The 17,020-nt window shown below is 70.0% G+C and carries 14 protein-coding genes; 5 read left to right on the forward strand and 9 right to left on the reverse strand.

What is annotated here, in order from left to right:
- From VHA72_RS09730 to VHA72_RS09750, 5 genes are all read right to left on the reverse strand, one after another.
- A partial coding sequence (locus VHA72_RS09730) for an ABC transporter permease subunit (RefSeq protein ID WP_325574664.1) occupies positions 1-532 on the reverse strand: 532 nt, incomplete at its 3' end.
- Between the two features lie 107 nt (positions 533-639).
- Positions 640-1,854 carry a branched-chain amino acid ABC transporter substrate-binding protein gene (locus tag VHA72_RS09735; protein ID WP_325574666.1) on the reverse strand — a complete coding sequence of 405 codons (1,215 nt, stop codon included), beginning with the start codon at positions 1,852-1,854 and terminating at the stop codon, positions 640-642.
- 159 nt (positions 1,855-2,013) lie between these two features.
- Positions 2,014-2,760: an amino acid ABC transporter ATP-binding protein gene (locus VHA72_RS09740; RefSeq protein ID WP_325574668.1), complete on the reverse strand. Its 747-nt coding sequence runs from the start codon at positions 2,758-2,760 to the stop codon at positions 2,014-2,016.
- 5 nt (positions 2,761-2,765) lie between these two features.
- Positions 2,766-3,557: an amino acid ABC transporter permease gene (locus VHA72_RS09745; protein ID WP_325574670.1), complete on the reverse strand. Its 792-nt coding sequence runs from the start codon at positions 3,555-3,557 to the stop codon at positions 2,766-2,768.
- A 10-nt stretch (positions 3,558-3,567) separates the two neighbouring features.
- Positions 3,568-4,386, reverse strand: coding sequence for an ABC transporter substrate-binding protein (locus VHA72_RS09750; protein WP_325574672.1), 819 nt, complete (start codon positions 4,384-4,386; stop codon positions 3,568-3,570).
- A gap of 193 nt (positions 4,387-4,579) precedes the next feature.
- On the opposite strand from VHA72_RS09750, the gene VHA72_RS09755 reads away from it, so the two are divergent.
- The gene (locus VHA72_RS09755) at positions 4,580-5,155 is read left to right on the forward strand and encodes a GNAT family N-acetyltransferase (protein ID WP_325574674.1); all 576 of its coding nucleotides are present in this window, start codon (positions 4,580-4,582) and stop codon (positions 5,153-5,155) included.
- Here VHA72_RS09755 and VHA72_RS09760 read toward each other — a convergent pair.
- Entirely contained in the window at positions 5,152-5,589 is a 438-nt protein-coding gene (locus tag VHA72_RS09760) for a hotdog fold thioesterase (RefSeq protein WP_325574676.1), read from the reverse strand. The genes VHA72_RS09755 and VHA72_RS09760 overlap by 4 nt on opposite strands.
- Positions 5,590-5,649: 60 nt before the next feature.
- Between VHA72_RS09760 and polA the strand changes: the two genes are divergently transcribed.
- Positions 5,650-8,313, forward strand: a complete 2,664-nt coding sequence (gene polA, locus VHA72_RS09765) for a DNA polymerase I (protein ID WP_325574678.1) — start codon at positions 5,650-5,652, stop codon at positions 8,311-8,313.
- A 50-nt stretch (positions 8,314-8,363) separates the two neighbouring features.
- Here the strand turns inward: polA and VHA72_RS09770 are convergent, their stop codons facing one another.
- Complete coding sequence (locus tag VHA72_RS09770; RefSeq protein WP_325574679.1) at positions 8,364-9,632, reverse strand: lipopolysaccharide biosynthesis protein; 1,269 nt, start codon at positions 9,630-9,632, stop codon at positions 8,364-8,366.
- 222 nt (positions 9,633-9,854) lie between these two features.
- Here VHA72_RS09770 and VHA72_RS09775 point away from each other — a divergent pair, with 222 nt between their 5' ends.
- Positions 9,855-10,412, forward strand: coding sequence for a DUF1129 domain-containing protein (locus tag VHA72_RS09775; RefSeq protein WP_325574680.1), 558 nt, complete (start codon positions 9,855-9,857; stop codon positions 10,410-10,412).
- Positions 10,409-12,526: a methyl-accepting chemotaxis protein gene (locus VHA72_RS09780; RefSeq protein ID WP_325574681.1), complete on the forward strand. Its 2,118-nt coding sequence runs from the start codon at positions 10,409-10,411 to the stop codon at positions 12,524-12,526. The genes VHA72_RS09775 and VHA72_RS09780 overlap by 4 nt, the downstream gene beginning before the upstream one ends.
- Here the strand turns inward: VHA72_RS09780 and VHA72_RS09785 are convergent.
- A complete protein-coding gene (locus VHA72_RS09785; protein WP_325574682.1) occupies positions 12,519-13,343 on the reverse strand; it encodes a class I SAM-dependent methyltransferase in 825 nt (274 codons plus the stop codon). The genes VHA72_RS09780 and VHA72_RS09785 overlap by 8 nt on opposite strands.
- 148 nt (positions 13,344-13,491) lie before the next feature.
- Positions 13,492-15,441: a binary toxin-like calcium binding domain-containing protein gene (locus VHA72_RS09790; protein ID WP_325574684.1), complete on the reverse strand. Its 1,950-nt coding sequence runs from the start codon at positions 15,439-15,441 to the stop codon at positions 13,492-13,494.
- 296 nt (positions 15,442-15,737) lie between these two features.
- Here VHA72_RS09790 and rpsA point away from each other — a divergent pair.
- The coding region (gene rpsA / locus VHA72_RS09795; RefSeq protein ID WP_325574686.1) for a 30S ribosomal protein S1 at positions 15,738-17,020 on the forward strand (1,283 nt) is incomplete at its 3' end.

Below are 17,020 nucleotides of genomic sequence, written 5' to 3' on the forward strand. Positions count from 1 at the left end.
TCTGCTGGGAGTCGACGGTCGCCCCGAAGAGCGTGAAGACCGGCTGCGGGATGAACATGGTGATCGACTCCTCGGCGGTCGGGCCCCGCCACAGGAAGATCAGGTACTGGATCGCGAACGAGGCGCCGATCGCCGTGATCAGGAACGCCAGCCGGGAGGCGTTGCGCGAGCGCAACGGCTTGTAGGCCAGCCGCTCGAGCAGGAACGCGACCGCGGCCGAGGCCGCCATCGCCGCGATGCAGCTGGCGACCAGACAGCCGATCAGCTCGATCAGCGGCATGGAGAGCGGCGAGGGGCCGAAGCCCAGCGCGGAAAGCATGAAGACACAGGCGTAGGCACCCGAGATGAACACCTCGGAGTGCGCGAAGTTGATCAGGTTCAAGACGCCGTACACGAGCGTGTAGCCCAGTGCCACGAGCGCGTAGATGGCGCCGAAGGTGAGGCCGTCGAAGGTCACGGACCAGAAGTTCTGTCCGAGGCTGTTCCAGTCGAGGCTGATCCAGCCTCCGCTGTCGATGAGGGGTTGTATCACGGTGTCGGTTCCTCGCTAGACCGATGTGCGGGTGAGCCGGACAGACGTTGGGGGCCGCCCGACAGGCGGGCGGCCCCCTCAGTCACGGCCGGCTCGCGTGTGACGCGTCAGCTGATCGAGCCGACGGACACGATCTTGCCGTTGTCGACCTTGTAGCCGAACACGGGCGTCTCGGCGAGCTCGCCGGTGGAGTCCCACTTGAGCTTCTTGCTCAGGCCCTGGCCGTCGTAGCTGGTGACGTAGGAGAGCAGCTTCGGGCGGGTGGTGTTGCCGGCGTCGATGCCCGACAGCAGCACGGTGGCCGCGTCGTACGCCTCGACCGAGTAGGTGCCCGGCTCGGCGTTGAACTCCGACTTGTAGGTCTTCTCGAAGTCCGGGATCAGGTCACCGGGCAGGCACGGGCAGGTGAAGTAGGCGTTGCTCGACGCCGAGCCGGCCAGCTTGATGAACTGGTCGTCCTTCACGCCGTCGGGGCCGATGAAGGCGCCCTTGTAGCCCTTGGAGACCAGCTGCTGGTCGAGCGGGGCGGCCTCGGCGTAGTAGCCGGAGTAGAACACCGCGTCGGGCTTGGCGTTCATCACCTTCGACACCACGGCGGAGAAGTCCTTCTGGCCGGTGGTGACCTTGTCGGTGCCGACGACCTCGCTGCCGAGCGCCTTCTGGGCGGTCTGCGACAGGCCGATGCCGTAGTCGGAGTCGTCCTGGATGACGTAGACCTTCTTGGCGCCGAGCTTGTCCGCGAGCTGGGCGACCGCCGGGCCCTGGACGTTGTCGTTGCCGAGGGCGCGGAAGAAGGTCTTCCAGCCGTTCTTGGTCAGGCCCGGGTTGGTGGCCGACGGGGTGATGTGAACCAGGCCGGCCTGCTCGAAGATGTTGCCGGTCGCCTGCGACTCACCCGAGAAGGGCAGGCCGACGACACCGATGATGTTCTTCTCGTTGGTGGCCTGGGTCACCGGGCCGGTGGCCTTGTTCGGGTCACCCTCGGTGTCGAACTTCTTGAAGGCGACCTGGCAGCCCGGGTTGGCCTTGTTGTGGGCGTCGATCGCCATCTGGACACCGTTGTAGATGTTGATGCCGAGCTGGGCGTTCGGGCCGGTCTCGGCGCCGATGTAGGCCAGCGTGGTGCCGGCCGGGCAGGTGGCCTTGCCGTCGCCGGCCGGGTTCGCGGCGTTGGCGGGCACGGTGATGCTGGTCTGGGCCGGCAGATCCTTGAGGCTGCTGTCACCGCCGGTGGTGGCGCTGTTGTTGCTCGTGCTTCCGCAGGCGCTGGCAGCCAGAGCGACCGCGCCGAGTGCGGCGGCGATCTTGAACGTATGACGCATCTGATCTCCAGAGTTCGGCCCCCGGGTCAGTGGACCCTTGGGGTGAGGGCGGTGTCGGTATCGGTGTCGGAAGGCTGGTCGCCTGGCGCGAGCGTGTCAAGGACAACACCCGAGTTGTAGCCGACTCGTCACATTCGGCGGCCGCCCGCCATCTCCGCGTCACAGCACCTTGGAGAGGAACGCCTTCGTGCGCTCGTGCTGGGGATCGGCCAGCACCCGGCGGGGGTCGCCCTCCTCGACGATGACGCCGCCGTCCATGAAGACCAGCTTGTCGCCGACCTCGCGGGCGAAGCCCATCTCGTGGGTGACCACCATCATCGTCATGCCCTCGGAGGCGAGCTGCTTCATGATGGCGAGTACGTCGCCGACCAGCTCGGGGTCGAGCGCCGACGTCGGCTCGTCGAACAGCATCATGTCGGGGTTCATCGACAGCGCCCGCGCGATCGCGACGCGCTGCTGCTGGCCGCCGGACAGGTGCGCCGGGTACGCCGACTCCTTCTCCGCCAGCCCCACCTTGGCGAGGTTGGCGCGAGCGACCTCGATCGCCTCGCGCTTCGAGCGCCGCTTGACCGTGCGCTGGGCGATGCACAGGTTCTGCAGCACCGTCATGTGGGGGAAGAGGTTGAACTGCTGGAAGACCATCCCGATTCGGGCGCGGACGGCGTCCAGGTCGGTCTCTGGGTCGGTGATGTCGATGCCCTCGACCAGGATCTGGCCGCTGGTCGGGTCCTCGAGCCGGTTGACGCAGCGCAGCAGCGTCGACTTGCCCGAGCCCGAGGGGCCGATGACGCAGACGACCTGGCCGGCGTCGACCTGGAAGTCGATGCCCTTGAGCACCTCGTTCTTCCCGAAGTACTTGTGCAGCTTGCTGACGTGGATTGCCGCTGTGGTCGATGCCGTGGTCATGGCGCTCACCGGGCCCTCTGCTGTCGCTTCTCCAGCCACGCCACCAGGCGGGTCAGGGGAAGGGTGATGATCAGGTACAGCAGCGCCGCTTGGGCGAGGCTGGTGCCGGTCCCGGCGGTGGGGCCCGAGCTCATGAAGTCACGGGTCACGTTCGTCAGCTCGCGCTGACCGACGGTCGCGCCGACGATGGACAGCAGCGAGGTGTCCTTGATCAGCAGCACGAACTCATTGGTCAGCGGCGGGATGATGATCCGGAACGCCTGCGGGATGACGATGTGGATCAGCGTCCGGGCCGGGCCCATGCCCAGCGACCGGGCGGCCTCGGCCTGGCCCTTGGGGACGGCCTGCAGCCCGGCGCGCAGCGTCTCGGCCATGTAGGCGCCGGCGACCAGGACCAGGCCGACCACGCCCGCCCCCGCCGTACCGCCCGGCGGGCGCCACTGGAACGCGATCGGCACGGCGAAGGCCATGAACAGGATCGTGACCAGCGCCGGCAGGCCGCGGAACAGCTCGATGTACGCGGTCGCGATCCAGCGGTAGACCACGACGTCGGACAGCTTCATCAGCGCCAGCAGGAGCGCCAGCGCGAGGCCGAGCGCGAACGCGACGGCCGTGTAGACGGCCGTGTTCTTCACGCCGGTCACGATCAGGTCGTGCCAGTTGCCGCCGAGCCCGGAGGCCCAGAAGTTGTCGTGGACCTTCTGCCAGTCGATGGTGACGGCGAGGAGGACGACGACCGCCGCCAGGACGGCGTAGAGGCCGCCCTGGCGGAGGCGTCGCTTGGTGGAGCGCTTCATCGGGCGCCGATCAGTTGGTCTTGAAGTACTTGTTGTAGATCGCGTCGTACGAGCCGTCGGAGTGCATCTTCGTCAGGTCGGCGTTGATGGCGTCCACCAGGCCGGTGTTGCCCAGCTTGGCGGCCAGGCCGTACTTCTCGCCGGTGTCGTAGGTCTGCACGACCTTGTAGCCGCCGGCCTGCTGGTGGGCCAGGTTGACCGGCAGGTCCTGGAGCAGCGCGTCGACCTGGCCGGCCTTGAGCGCGGAGAACTCCTCGGCGTCGCTGGGGAAGTCGACGATGCTCGCGCCCTTGGCGTGCGAGGTGGCGTAGTCCTTGCCGGTGGTGCCCTTCTGGACGCCGACCTTCTTGCCGGACAGGTCCTCGATCGAGGTGATCGAGGAGCCGTCGGGGACCAGCAGCGACTGCTCGGAGTTGTAGTAGCCGTCGGTGAACGACAGGTGCTTGGCGCGGTCGGGGGTGATGGTCAGCGCCGAGGCGACCAGGTCGCAGGTGCCGGCGTTCAGGGTCAGGCCGCTCTGCAGGCCGTCGAAGTCCTCGTCGAGGACCTTCAGCTTCAGGCCGAGGTCGGTGGCGAGCTTGGACACGATGTCGATGTCGAAGCCCTTGAATCCGGTGGGCGAGGTCTTGTCGAAGTCCTCGAACGGCGCGTACGGCACGTCGCTGCACACGGTGAGGGTGCCGGGGGAGACCAGTGACAGGCTGCTGGCACCGGTCGAGGATCCGGTGCTGCCGCTGTCGGTGGCCGTGTTCGAGGAGCCGCTGCCGCAGGCAGCGAGAGCGAGGGTGGTAGCCGCGGCGGCGAGGCCGATCAGCGAGCGCTTCATCATGGGCGCATACCCTATCCGTGGCGCGCGGCTCCGGCCCCATTGACAGGCAGATCGATGAAAGTCAAGGGCTGTACCGCGCGCGGCCCGCGGGCGTAGCCTCTGCCGAGGGGGAGCGGCGCCGCGGTGAGCGGCATCTCGGGAGCGCTCCCAGCGGTATCGCTTGTCCTGACCTGCCTTTGCGAGGAGTACCAGTGTGACCCGGACACTCATGACCCTGCGTGAGGCCGTGCGGGCGGACGCTCCGTTCCTGGTCGACCTGTGGCACGACACGCTGCGCCGCGTCGATCGCCACGACCAGATCGGCGACCTCGAGCTCGTGATCAAGGAGGCCGGCGCCTCGCCCGAGCAGCGCCTGGTCATCGCCGAGTACGACGGCCGGCCCGTCGGCGCCGTCTACCTGCGCCTGACCACGCTCAGCCCGCTCAACCTGGAGCCGACCGTGCAGGCGCTGTCCCCGCACGTGGTCGCCTCCGCGCGACGCAGGGGCGTCGGGCGGGCGCTGATGGACGCCGCCATCGCCTTCGCCGAGGAGCTCGGGGTGGGCCACGTGACGACGGCCGCGGCCTCGGGCTCGCGGGACGGAAATCGTTTTCTGGCCCGGCTCGGCTTCGGCCCGCACGCCACCCTGCGGCACGCATCGACGCCGGTCGTGCGGGCCAAGCTGGCCGCCCAGCTGCCGGCCAGCCGGCGAGCGGTGGCCGGACGCAGCCAGCTGGGTCAGGTGCTCGCGGCCCGGCGCTCGATGCGGCGCCAGCAGACCGTCGGCTAGCCGACCCGCTCGGGGTCGATCAGCGCGCAGGTGATCCGCGCCGTACACAGCCGCTTGCCCCGCTCGTCGGTGACGACCACCTCGTAGGTCGCCGACGTCCGGCCCAGGTGCGCCGGGGTGGCGACCCCGGTCACGGTTCCGCCGGTCGCGGAGCGGTGGTGGGTGGCGTTGATGTCGACGCCGACGGCCAGCTTGCCCATCGTCTGACCGTGCACCGCCGAGCCGATCGAGCCGAGCGTCTCGGCCAGTGCGATCGAGGCGCCGCCGTGCAGCAGGCCGTAGGGCTGGGTGTTGCCGTCGACCGGCATCGTCGCCACGATCCGCTCGGCGGACGCCTCCTGGATCTCGACGCCCAGCTTCTTGTTCAGCCCGCCCATGCCCTCGGGCATGGACTCGAAGAAGGCCAGGATCTCGGCGGTGGTGGTGTCGGTCATGCCAGCATCGTGGCAGATCGTGCGGACGAGGCTGTCGGATGTCCCCGCTAGGCTCCTGCTGTGTCTGAGGTGACCCGTCCGCGTCTGCTCCTGCTCGATGGCCACTCGCTGGCCTACCGGGCCTTCTTCGCCCTGCCGGTGGAGAACTTCTCCACCACGACGGGACAGCACACCAACGCCGTCTACGGCTTCACCTCGATGCTGATCAACGTGCTGCGCGACGAGCAGCCCACCCATGTCGCGGTCGCCTTCGACGTCTCGCGGCAGACCTTCCGGATGGAGGAGTACGGCGAGTACAAGGCCAAGCGCAACAAGACGCCCGACGAGTTCAAGAGCCAGCTGCCGCTGATCGAGGACGTGTTGACCGCGCTGCACATCCCGTTCCTGAAGAAGGACGGCTTCGAGGCCGACGACATCATCGCCACCCTGGCCACCCGCGCGCGGGCCGACGGCATGGACGTGCTGATCCTCACCGGCGACCGCGACTCGCTCCAGCTAGTGGGGGAGCACACCACCGTGCTCTATCCCACCCGCGGCGTCTCCGAGCTGACCCGGATGACCCCCGAGGTCGTCGAGGCGAAGTACGGCGTCCCGCCGGCCCGCTATCCCGAGCTCGCCGCGCTGGTCGGCGAGGACTCCGACAACCTGCCCGGCGTGCCGGGAGTGGGGCCCAAGACGGCGGCCAAGTGGATCGCGACGTACGACGGGCTGGACAACGTCATCACCCACGCCGACAAGATCACGGGCAAAGCGGGCGAGAGCCTGCGCGCCCACCTCACCGATGTGATCCGCAACCGCCGGCTCAACGCGCTGGTGTGCGACCTCGAGCTCGGCGCCGGTCCGGTCGACCTGGCGGTCCAACCGTGGGACCGCCAGGAGGTGCACACCCTCTTCGACAGCCTGGAGTTCCGGGTGCTGCGCGACCGGCTCTTCGAGACGCTGACCTCCGAGGAGGACGTCGACGAGAGCGGCTTCGCCCTGGAGGGCGTCGTGCTGGCCCAGGGCGAGGTGGGCGGCTGGCTCGCCGAGCTCGGCGAGGCGACGGTCGGGCTGCACGTGCGTGGCGCCTGGGGCGCCGGGACGGGACGGGTGGACGGGCTCGCGCTCGCCACGGCCGACGGCCGGGCCGCCTACCTCGACGTCGAGACGCTCGGCCAAGAGGACGACGCGGCGTTGGCCGCGTGGCTGGCCGACCCGAGCCGGCCCAAGGTGCTGCACGACGCCAAGGGCCCGATCCATGCCCTCCAGGCGCAGGGCTGGCCACTGCACGGCCTGCGCAGCGACACGGCTCTGGCGGCCTACCTGGTCAGGCCCGACCAGCGCTCCTACGACCTGGCCGACCTCACCGTGCGCTACCTGCGCCGCGAGCTGCGCGAGGACGGCGACGACGCCCAGGGGCTGCTCTTCGACGAGGACGACGCCGTCGCGGACGCCGCGATGGTGCGCGCCCGCGCGGTGGTCGACCTCGCCGAGGCGCTCGACGGTGAGGTGGCCGATCACGGCGGCACCCAGCTGCTGGCCGACGTCGAGCTGCCGCTGGTCGGCGTGCTGGCGCGGATGGAGCAGACCGGCATCGCCGTCGACGCCGATCACCTCGAGGGGCTGGAGCGTCACTTCGCGGGCGAGGTGAAGCAGGCCGCCGAGGAGGCCTACGGCGTGATCGGCAAGGAGATCAACCTGGGCTCGCCCAAGCAGCTCCAGGTGGTGCTCTTTGACGAGCTGGACATGCCCAAGACCAAGCGCACCAAGACCGGCTACACCACCGATGCGGACGCGCTGCAGCAGCTCTATGTCAAGACCGAGCACCCGTTCCTGCTGGCGCTGCTGCGCCACCGCGACGTGACCCGGCTGCGGGTCACCATCGAGGGCCTGCTCAAGACGGTGCAGCCCGACGGGCGGATCCACACCACGTTCAACCAGACCATCGCGGCGACCGGGAGGCTGTCGAGCACCGACCCGAACCTGCAGAACATCCCGGTCCGCACCGAGGAGGGTCGACGTATCCGCGAGGGATTCGTGGTCGGGCCGGGCTACGAGTGCCTGATGACCGCCGACTACAGCCAGATCGAGATGCGGATCATGGCGCACCTGTCGGGCGATGAGCTTCTGATCGAGGCGTTCAAGTCGGGTCGCGACTTCCACACCATCACCGCGCAGCGCGTGTTCGGCGTGGAGGAGGTCGGTCCCGAGCAGCGCGCCCGGATCAAGGCGATGAACTACGGCCTGGCCTACGGACTCTCCGCCTTCGGTCTCTCCCAGCAGCTGGGCATCGAGCCGGGGGAGGCCCGCGGTCTGATGGAGGAGTACTTCCAGACCTTCGGCGGGATCCGCGACTACCTCGCCGGCGTGGTCGACGAGGCCCGGCGCAGCGGCTACACCGAGACGATCAAGGGCCGGCGCCGCTACCTGCCTGACCTGACCAGCGACAACCGGCAGCGCCGCGAGATGGCCGAGCGGATGGCGCTCAACGCCCCCATCCAGGGCTCGGCAGCCGATCTGATCAAGGTCGCCATGCTCGACACCCAGGCCGCCGTCGAGGCGGCCGGGCTGCGCTCGCGGATGCTGCTGCAGGTGCACGACGAGCTCGTCTTCGAGGTCGCCGAGGGCGAGCGGGACGCACTGGAGGCGCTGGTGCGCCGCACCATGGGCGGCGCCGCCGACCTCGCCGTACCCCTGGACGTCTCGGTCGGGACCGGGCGGTCCTGGCACGACGCCGCGCACTGACCGCCGCCACGCCCAGGCGGCGGGCTCGTCCCGCCGGAGTGTGACAGGCCTCAGAGCGGCTCGGGCACGTCCTCGCGCAGGTGCCAGAGGCTGACCGCGAGCAGGATCGCGGTCAGCACCGTGTCGACCGCGACCACGGTGAGCACCAGGTGGGTGAGCGTCCCCATGGTCAGGCCGACGCCGGCGAGCACGATGGCGGCCGCCCAGACCAGGTACGCCGCGCCGCGATGCTGACGGGCGAGCACGCCGTAGACCAGCATCTGCAGCATCGCCAGCATGGTGCCGACCACGGCGAACAGCCACAGCCGATGCTGGACCGCCTGGTACTCGGCGCCGCCGATGAAGATCATCGCCAGCCCGGAGAGCAGCCAGGCGCCCAGCGTCGAGATCACCCCGACCCCGGCCACCGCGATCAGGCTCTGGACCAGCGAGCGGCGACGCTCGCCCGCCGTCGACATCGCCGGGAAGGCGACCACGACCACGAACTGCGGCAGGAACAGCACCGCCTTGGTGAGGATCAGGCCACCGGCGTACAGCCCGGCCTGGTGGTGGCTGAGGGTGTTGCGGGCCACCACGATGTCCAGGTTGGAGAGCACGAAGAACGCCAGCAGCGCTACCGAGCTGTGCAGCGTCTCGGTGGCGACGCGCCGGAAGGCGTGCTCCTCGAGGTCAGCGGGATCGGCGGTGGCATCGCTGCCGCGCGGGTGACGGCGCAGCGCCCACCAGCCGATCACCGCCGGCACGAACAGCGACAGCGTCACGCCGAGCATCGCCGCGCTCTCGGTGGGCCGCACCAGGATGCAGACCGTGCCGATGATCACCCGGGGGATGCCGAGGGCCAGGTACAGGATCGAGAGCGGCAGCCAGCGGCGCTCGCCCTGCAGGATGCCGGCCTGGCCCCCGGTCACGGTCATCGGCACGACGCTGACCGCGACCAGCAGCGCCGGCACGATGCTGTCCAACTGCAGCACCTTCCACACCAGCGGTGAGAGCACCAGCATCAGCGCGCCGACGGCCAGGCTGGCGCGGGCCGTCACCGAGGTGATGGTGCGCTCGATGGCGGCGACATGGCCGGGGGCGGAGGCGACCCGGCGAGCCGCGGTGGCCTGCAGGCCCAGCTGCACGACGCCGAGGACGAGCAGCAGGGCCATCAGGCTGGCGATGCCGCCGTACTGCTCGGGGCCCAGCCGCCGTGCCGCGATGATCTGGAAGCCGTAGGTCGCCACGTTCATGACGACGATCGCGATCGCCAGCGCGCCACTGCCCCGCAGGAACGAGCGGACTCGGTCGCGGGTGGTGGGATTGGCGATCAGCGTCACAGGCAGAGCCTAGGGCACCGCCGCCGTACCTCCCGCTTCGCGGAGGCCTGCCCGAGGACGCCCCGAAAAGCCGCTGAAGTTTGCGTGGATCCGGCTCCGCACGGCCGATAGTTCGGTGGCGCAATGTGACGTACCCTACACTTTCGCCCGTCTGCGAACCGAGGGAGGGAGCAGGCACCGCCGGGCGGTCGCCCGGCACGACTCTTGGGAGGGAGTTGCGCCATGCGCGCATCCATGTTCACCGGGGCGCTGCTGACGATCGCGGTGGTCCTGGTCATCGTGGTGAGCTCGGCACTCGGGCTCCAGATCGAGCAGTACGCGCTGGCCGGCGTGCTCGGCGGGGCGGTGATCGGCCTGGTGGCCGACCGGTCGCCGTGGGCCCGGTTGCTGGCCTTCGTCGTCGGGTTCGTGGCCGCCTGGGTGGGCTTCGTGCTGCGCGCCGCGCTGCTGCCCGACACCGACGGCGGTCGCGCCGTCGCCGCGGTGATCACCCTGGTGATCTGCCTGGTCGCGGTCGCGATCGGCCGCGGCACCCGGCTGCCGATGTGGGCGACCTTCGTCGGCGTGAGGCTGTTCTCGGCCGGCTACGAGGCCGGCTTCGGGGCGGCCGAGCCCGAGGTGGCCACCACCTCGATGGACGCCGCGACCTCCCTGCTGATGGCCGTCGCCGTCGGGTACGTCGTCGCGGTGCTGAGCACCGGCGCCCGGAGCGCCTCGCCGTCGCGCCCGCTCGCGACCGACACCACCGAAGCCGTGACCGAGAAGCAGGTGACCCTGTGAAGCCCCTGACCCCGGCGGTACGCCGCCCGCTCGCCGTGGCGGCGGTGCTCGCGCTCGCGGCCCTCGGCTCCGGTACCCTGCTCGCCCCCGCCGACGCGGTGTCCTCCGGCAGCGGCGTGGACGTCACCAACACCGAGACCGTGCAGGTCTACGTGAACCCCGACGGCAAGCTGGGCATGCAGCACGTCTACGAGCAGCTGGTGCTGACAGGCCACGGCAAGGCCGACGTCACCAACCCGGTCTCCACCAGCGGGCTGCGCAACCTCGACGGGTTCGGCGGGGTGAAGGTCGAGGACGGCAAGCAGGTCGTCGACACCACCGTGGACGGGCAGAAGGCGCTGCGCACGGTGAGCAACTTCCACGGCAAGCTGCCGTTGACGCTCAAGATCTCCTACAAGCTCGACGGCAAGCCGGTGAAGGCCAGCCAGATCGTCGGCAAGTCCGGTCACCTCGAGGTCACCTACACCGTCGAGAACGTCACCGGCGTGCCGACCGCGCTGACCTTCGATGACGGCAAGGGCGGCAAGGTCACCAAGACCGTCAGCGTCCCGATCCCGATGGTCGGCAGCCTCAGCACCGACACCCCGGACACGTTCCGCAACGTGACCTCCAAGCAGGCCAGCATGGGCGGCGACGGTCACGGCGGCACCCAGATGCAGTTCACCATGACGCTGCTGCCGCCGATCGGCCCGGCGAAGGCGACCTTCGGGTACAGCGCCGACATCACCGACGGCGTCGTCCCGCGTGCCGAGATGAGCGCGCTGCCGGTCGATCCGCTGAGCAGCCCGACGTTCTCCAGCGCCGCGTCGAGCTACAAGGGCGGCGCTGACACCGGCATCCAGCTCACCGGTGGCGCACTGCAGATGGACGCCGGCCTGACCCAGCTGCGCGGCGGCGCCTCCGACCTGGTGGCGGGCCTGATCAAGCTGCACGACGGTGCCGGTCAGCTCAGCAGCGGGCTGTCGACCACCGCCGTACCGGGCGCGAAGAAGCTGGCCAGCGGCACCCAGCAGCTCGACGACGGCGGCAAGCAGCTCAAGGACGGCGCCGACCAGCTCAACGACGGCCTCGAGCAGCTCAAGAGCAAGGCGCCCAAGCTGGGTCACGGCGTCAAGCAGATCTACGCCGGACAGAAGCAGCTCGCCGACGGGCTCACCCAGCTCTACGACGGGGTGACCGATCCGACCGCGAAGCAGTCGCTGGAGCAGTTGATCAACGTCTCCAAGCAGGTCCAGACCGACCTGGGCACGCCGTACCTGGACGGCACCCTGTCCAACGGTCAGACGCTGATCGGCACGCTCGCCACCATCGAGAAGGACCTGGCCGCGATGCCGTCCTCGACCGAGCGCGACGATGCCCTCCAGGCGGCGACGCCGTGGCTCAAGCTGCCGGCCGACTCGGCCAAGTACGGCCAGATCAAGGAGTGGAGCGGCAAGCTCCTCGACGACGCCTACAACGCGCTCCTCGTGGCCGCGGGGGTGCCGCAGATCAAGACCAACCTGCAGCAGATCACCGACGCGCTCGGCGCGCCCACCAAGGGCTGTGACCCGACGAAGACGCTGCGCTGCGGCGCGGCCGCGCTGGTCGACGGCGGCAAGCAGCTCGCCGACGCCGTACCTCAGCTGACCAAGGGCGTGAACCAGCTCGCCGCCGGCAGTTCGCAGCTCGCCGACGGTGCGGGTGACCTCAGCACCGGTCTCGGCCAGGCCAACAGCGGCGCCCACCAGCTTGCCGACGGCCTGGGCACGGCCGCCGACGGCGCCGGCCAGATCGACGACGGTCTGGGCACCGCCGCGAGCGGCGCGCCGCAGCTGGTCGACGGTGCCAAGCAGCTCTCCGACCAGGGCAGCAAGAAGATCGCCCAGGCGGGGCAGCAGACCGCGCAGAGCTACGGCGAGATGTACGCCGAGATCGTCGCCGGGGCCAAGCGGGCCAACACCCAGTCGATGGCGATCGGCGCCCCGGCGGGCGCGGCCGCGCTGACGGCGTACGACTATGTGATCACCGGTGCCGACGGGCAGGGCGGACGCGACGTGACCCGGGGCCTGATCGCCGGCGGCCTGGTCGCGGTCGCGGCCGGTGGTCTGCTGCTGCGACGACGCCTGGTCAGCTGAGCTCGGCGGCGAAGATCGCCGTGCCCGGGGTCAACAGGCCCCGGGTGCGGGACCAGCCGCCCCAGACCCGGTCGTGCTGCTCGGGCCACTGCGGCTCGAGCAGGGCGGTGATCCGGAAGCCGGCGCCGGCGAGCAGCGCGACCCAGTCCCCGAGGGTGCGGTGGTGCTCGACGTACGCCGTCTTCCCGGTGGCGTCGTCGATCTCGACGTAGGGGGTGCGGTCCCAGTAGGACTGCGAGGCGACCAGGCCCTCCTCGGTCGGGTCGTCGGGGAACATCCAACGCGTCGGGTGCGTGATCGAGAACGCGAAGCGGCCGCCGGGGCGCAGCACCCGTGCCGTCTCGGCCACGGCGACGTCGATGTCGTGCACGAACTGCAGGGCGCCGAAGGAGCAGAACACGATGTCGAAGGTGTCGTCGGCGAAGGGGAGCGCCGTCGCCGTCCCCTGGACCGCCGGCACCGCGATGCCGGTCGCCTCGTCGATCCGGCGGGAGTGCTGCAGCTGGCGGCGGGAGAGGTCGAGTCCGTAGGAGCGGCCGCCCTGCGCACGCACCCAGCGCGAGCACTGGCACGCGCCGGATCCGACCTCGAGCACGTCGCGGTCGGCGACCGCGCCGAGGACGCCGAGCTCGGCCTCGGTGTGCCCCTCCGGCCCCCAGACGAACCCGACGTCGCCGAGGAACGCCCCGTGGGTGGCCTGGTACTCGTCGGCGTACCTGTCCCAGTCGGGGCCGTTGGCCCGGCGGGACTCCTCCTCGCCGACCTCGCGCCGCTCGGCGCTCACCGACGGCTGCGGCCATGCGGCCTCCTGCTCCACGTCGCGAGCCTACCGGCGTGGCGGCCGCCCGGGCATCGGAGGCCGGCAGCAAGAGCCGGAACGGCGAAGCGGGCGCGAACCGCGTTCGCGCCCGCCCCCGCCCCGCCATGGTGCGGTCGTGGCCGATCCGTCGGATCGGTCGCCTGGATCAGTCCTCGAGGCTCATCCGGCCCATGGTGTGGATGACGGCGCGGGCCTTCAGCGGGTTGTTGTGCGCCCTGACCTCGGCCCCGTCGCTGGCACCGCCGTTGTCGGTGTCCCAGTCGTCCGGGTTGGTCTTGTACCGCTTGATCTCGGCGCAGTCGCTCAGCCCGTCGTGGTCGGTGTCGGCCTTCAGCGGGTTGGTCGGCAGGTGGTGGTACCGCTTGTTCTTCTTGCCGGTCTCCTCCTGCCGGTCGGTCAGGCAGTCGCCGTCGGTGTCCTTCTTCAGCGGGTTGGTGACAAAGAGGACCTTCTTGACCTTGGCCTTCTTGTGGTGCTTCTTGACGATCTTCATCCTCACCTTGACGCCGTGCACCTCGCGCCCGTCGCTGATCCCGTCGCCGTCGGTGTCGGCCTTCAGCGGGTTCGTGTGGTAGATCGTGACCTCCGCACCGTCGGTCAGCCCGTCGCCGTCGGTGTCGGCCTTGGTCGGGTCGGTGCCCAGCTGCGCCTCGGTGGAGTTCGGCAGGCCGTCGCCATCGGTGTCCGTGGAGGTGCCTCCGCCCTGCGGGTTGGTGCCACCGTCACCCGGAGGCGTGGTGTCGCCGCTGCCGGGGGAGTTCGGGTCGTTCGGGTCGGTGCCGTCGGCGATCTCCTGGCCGTCGGAGATGCCGTCGCCGTCGGTGTCGGCCTGGGTGGGGTCGGTCGGCTGGTTGCCGAAGGCGGTGTTCGTGGCGCCGCTGACCTCGTCACCGTCGTTGACGCCGTCACCGTCGGTGTCGGCCTTCAGCGGGTTGGTGTGGTAGGTCGTGACCTCCGCCCCGTCGGTCAGCCCGTCCCCGTCGGTGTCGGCCTTCTCCGGGTCGGTGCCGAGGGTGGCCTCCTGGCCGTTGGTGAGCCCGTCGCCGTCGTCGTCATCGCCGGCCGCGCAGTCGACCCCGCCGGCCGGGGCCTGCGCGTCGACGTGCATCGGCGCCAGGCTGAGGTCCACGTCGGCGACGTCGGGCAGGACCGGCAGCGCCCCGAGCACCGAGAGCTGGATGCGCAGCAGGTCCTGGACGTCGGCCACGGCGTGGGAGCCGCTGCTGGCATCGGTTGGGCTGAAGCCGGTGATGTGCAGGTTCACCAGGCCGCTGAGGGCGGCCGGCAGCTGCGGGCCGATGTCGACCGGCTGGCCGTTGAGCGGGATCGGGATGTCGGTGCCGCCGATCACCACGTCGATGGTGGGTTGGTCCACGAAGCCTGTGGTCGCGGTGGTTCCGTCGGATGTGGCCTGCAGCGTCACCGGCGAGGCGACCTTGACCTGGACGGCACCACCGAGGAGCGAGATGGGCGCCACCTTGGTCGTGACCGTGGACACCACGTCGGAGGTGCCGGTCGCCGGGTTCGCGACGAGCGCGGTCCTGGTCTCCTGCTGGGAGGCGCCGATCGAGACCAGCTGGCCCACGGTGGGCACGCTGACCAGGTCGATGCCCGCGAGCGAGACCGAGCCGTCGGAGTAGACGCGCTCGCCGTCGGTGGCCGGCGGACACTGGCTGGCGCCGTCGTACGCCGCCTGCACGTCGCCGGTCAGCAGGCCGACGGTGGCGATACCGGGCAGGCTCACGGCGTTCAGGCCGCGGGCGGCGGGGTCGCTGGTCGGCGGCGCACTCGTCGCCTCGTCGTCGAGCGGCACCGGGAGGCCGCCGAGAGACGCATCCAGGTTGGCCGCGTCGGCGGTCGCGTTGTCGCTGCTGCGCGTGCTGTCGACGTCGGCCGCGACATGACCGATGCCGACCGTGGCGACGCTGGTGCCGAGGATGCTCGCGTTGAGCTGCAGCAGATCGGCGTTGGCAGAGCCCTGGTACGGCGCGGGCAGCTCGGCCGCCTGCGCGCTCGAGGGCAGGAGGAACACCGAGTAGAGCGCCATCGTGGACAGGCCCAACGGCGCGGCGATGGCGTGACGGGGGATCTTCACTTCTTGACTCCTGGCGGGATGACGACGCGCCGCCACGGCCGACCGGGGTCGAGCAGCCGCGGGGGGACACGGCGCGCTGACGAGCCCGTGCCGGGGGTGGGGTGTGGCCGACTGCCCGTCGCCTGAGCAACGACGTCGGGCATCGTTGGTTACCCTGGTCTAGGCCTGTCGGTGCCCGCCTTCGCGGTGTGCTCGGCAGTTGGACGGGGCCGCTTGCGGCGGCGTACTCTTGCCTCTTGCGCGTGCCCAGGCGCGCGCAGTCCCGATTCCATCGACTTCAAGGTTCCTACTACTTCATGACGACTCTCTCCGCCCTTCCGGACTACGACGCGCCGCAGGTTGCGGTCAACGACATCGGGTCCGAAGAGGCCTTCCTCGCCGCGATCGACGAGACGATCAAGTACTTCAACGACGGCGACATCGTCGACGGCACCATCGTCAAGGTGGACCGCGATGAGGTTCTGCTGGACATCGGCTACAAGACCGAGGGCGTCATCCCCTCGCGCGAGCTGTCGATCAAGCACGACGTCGACCCCTCCGAGGTCGTCGCCGTCGGCGACAAGGTCGAGGCCCTGGTCCTCCAGAAGGAGGACAAGGAGGGTCGCCTGATCCTGTCCAAGAAGCGCGCCCAGTACGAGCGCGCCTGGGGCACCATCGAGCAGATCAAGGACGAGGACGGCGTCGTCGAGGGCACCGTCATCGAGGTCGTCAAGGGCGGCCTGATCCTGGACATCGGTCTGCGTGGCTTCCTGCCGGCCTCGCTGGTGGAGATGCGTCGCGTCCGCGACCTGCAGCCGTACGTCGGTCAGACCCTCGAGGCCAAGATCATCGAGCTCGACAAGAACCGCAACAACGTGGTCCTGTCGCGCCGCGCCTGGCTCGAGCAGACCCAGTCCGAGGTCCGTCACGGTTTCCTCACCCAGCTGCAGAAGGGCCAGATCCGCAAGGGCGTCGTGTCCTCGATCGTCAACTTCGGTGCGTTCGTCGACCTCGGCGGCGTGGACGGTCTGGTGCACGTCTCGGAGCTGTCCTGGAAGCACATCGACCACCCGAGCGAGGTCGTGGCCGTCGGCGACGAGGTCACCGTCGAGGTTCTCGACGTCGACATGGACCGCGAGCGTGTCTCCCTGTCGCTGAAGGCGACCCAGGAGGACCCGTGGCAGCACTTCGCCCGGACCCACCAGATCGGTCAGATCGTGCCGGGCAAGGTGACCAAGCTGGTGCCGTTCGGCTCGTTCGTCCGCGTCGAGGAGGGCATCGAGGGCTTGGTCCACATCTCCGAGCTGGCCGAGCGCCACGTGGAGATTCCGGAGCAGGTCGTCCAGGTCGGCGACGACGTGATGGTCAAGATCATCGACATCGACCTCGAGCGTCGCCGGATCTCGCTGTCGCTGAAGCAGGCCAACGAGACCGAGACCGCGGCCGAGGTCGAGGAGTTCGACCCGACCCTCTACGGCATGACCGCGACGTACGACGAGCAGGGCAACTACGTCTACCCGGAGGGCTTCGACCCCGACACCGGCGAGTGGCTCGAGGGTTACGAGGAGCAGCGCGCCGCGTGGGAGGAGCAGTACGCCAA

The sequence above is a fragment of the Nocardioides sp. genome (genome assembly GCF_035547795.1).
Taxonomy (GTDB): Bacteria; Actinomycetota; Actinomycetes; order Propionibacteriales; family Nocardioidaceae; genus Nocardioides.

Excerpts from the sequence above, each read along its gene's own strand:
- VHA72_RS09745 (WP_325574670.1), bottom strand. The coding sequence starts at position 3,557 with ATGAAGCGCTCCACCAAGCGACGCCTCCGCCAGGGCGGCCTCTACGCC.
- VHA72_RS09735 (WP_325574666.1), bottom strand. The coding sequence starts at position 1,854 with ATGCGTCATACGTTCAAGATCGCCGCCGCACTCGGCGCGGTCGCTCTG.
- VHA72_RS09775 (WP_325574680.1), top strand. The coding sequence starts at position 9,855 with ATGCGCGCATCCATGTTCACCGGGGCGCTGCTGACGATCGCGGTGGTC.
- VHA72_RS09750 (WP_325574672.1), bottom strand. The coding sequence starts at position 4,386 with ATGATGAAGCGCTCGCTGATCGGCCTCGCCGCCGCGGCTACCACCCTC.
- VHA72_RS09760 (WP_325574676.1), bottom strand. The coding sequence starts at position 5,589 with ATGACCGACACCACCACCGCCGAGATCCTGGCCTTCTTCGAGTCCATG.
- VHA72_RS09740 (WP_325574668.1), bottom strand. The coding sequence starts at position 2,760 with ATGACCACGGCATCGACCACAGCGGCAATCCACGTCAGCAAGCTGCAC.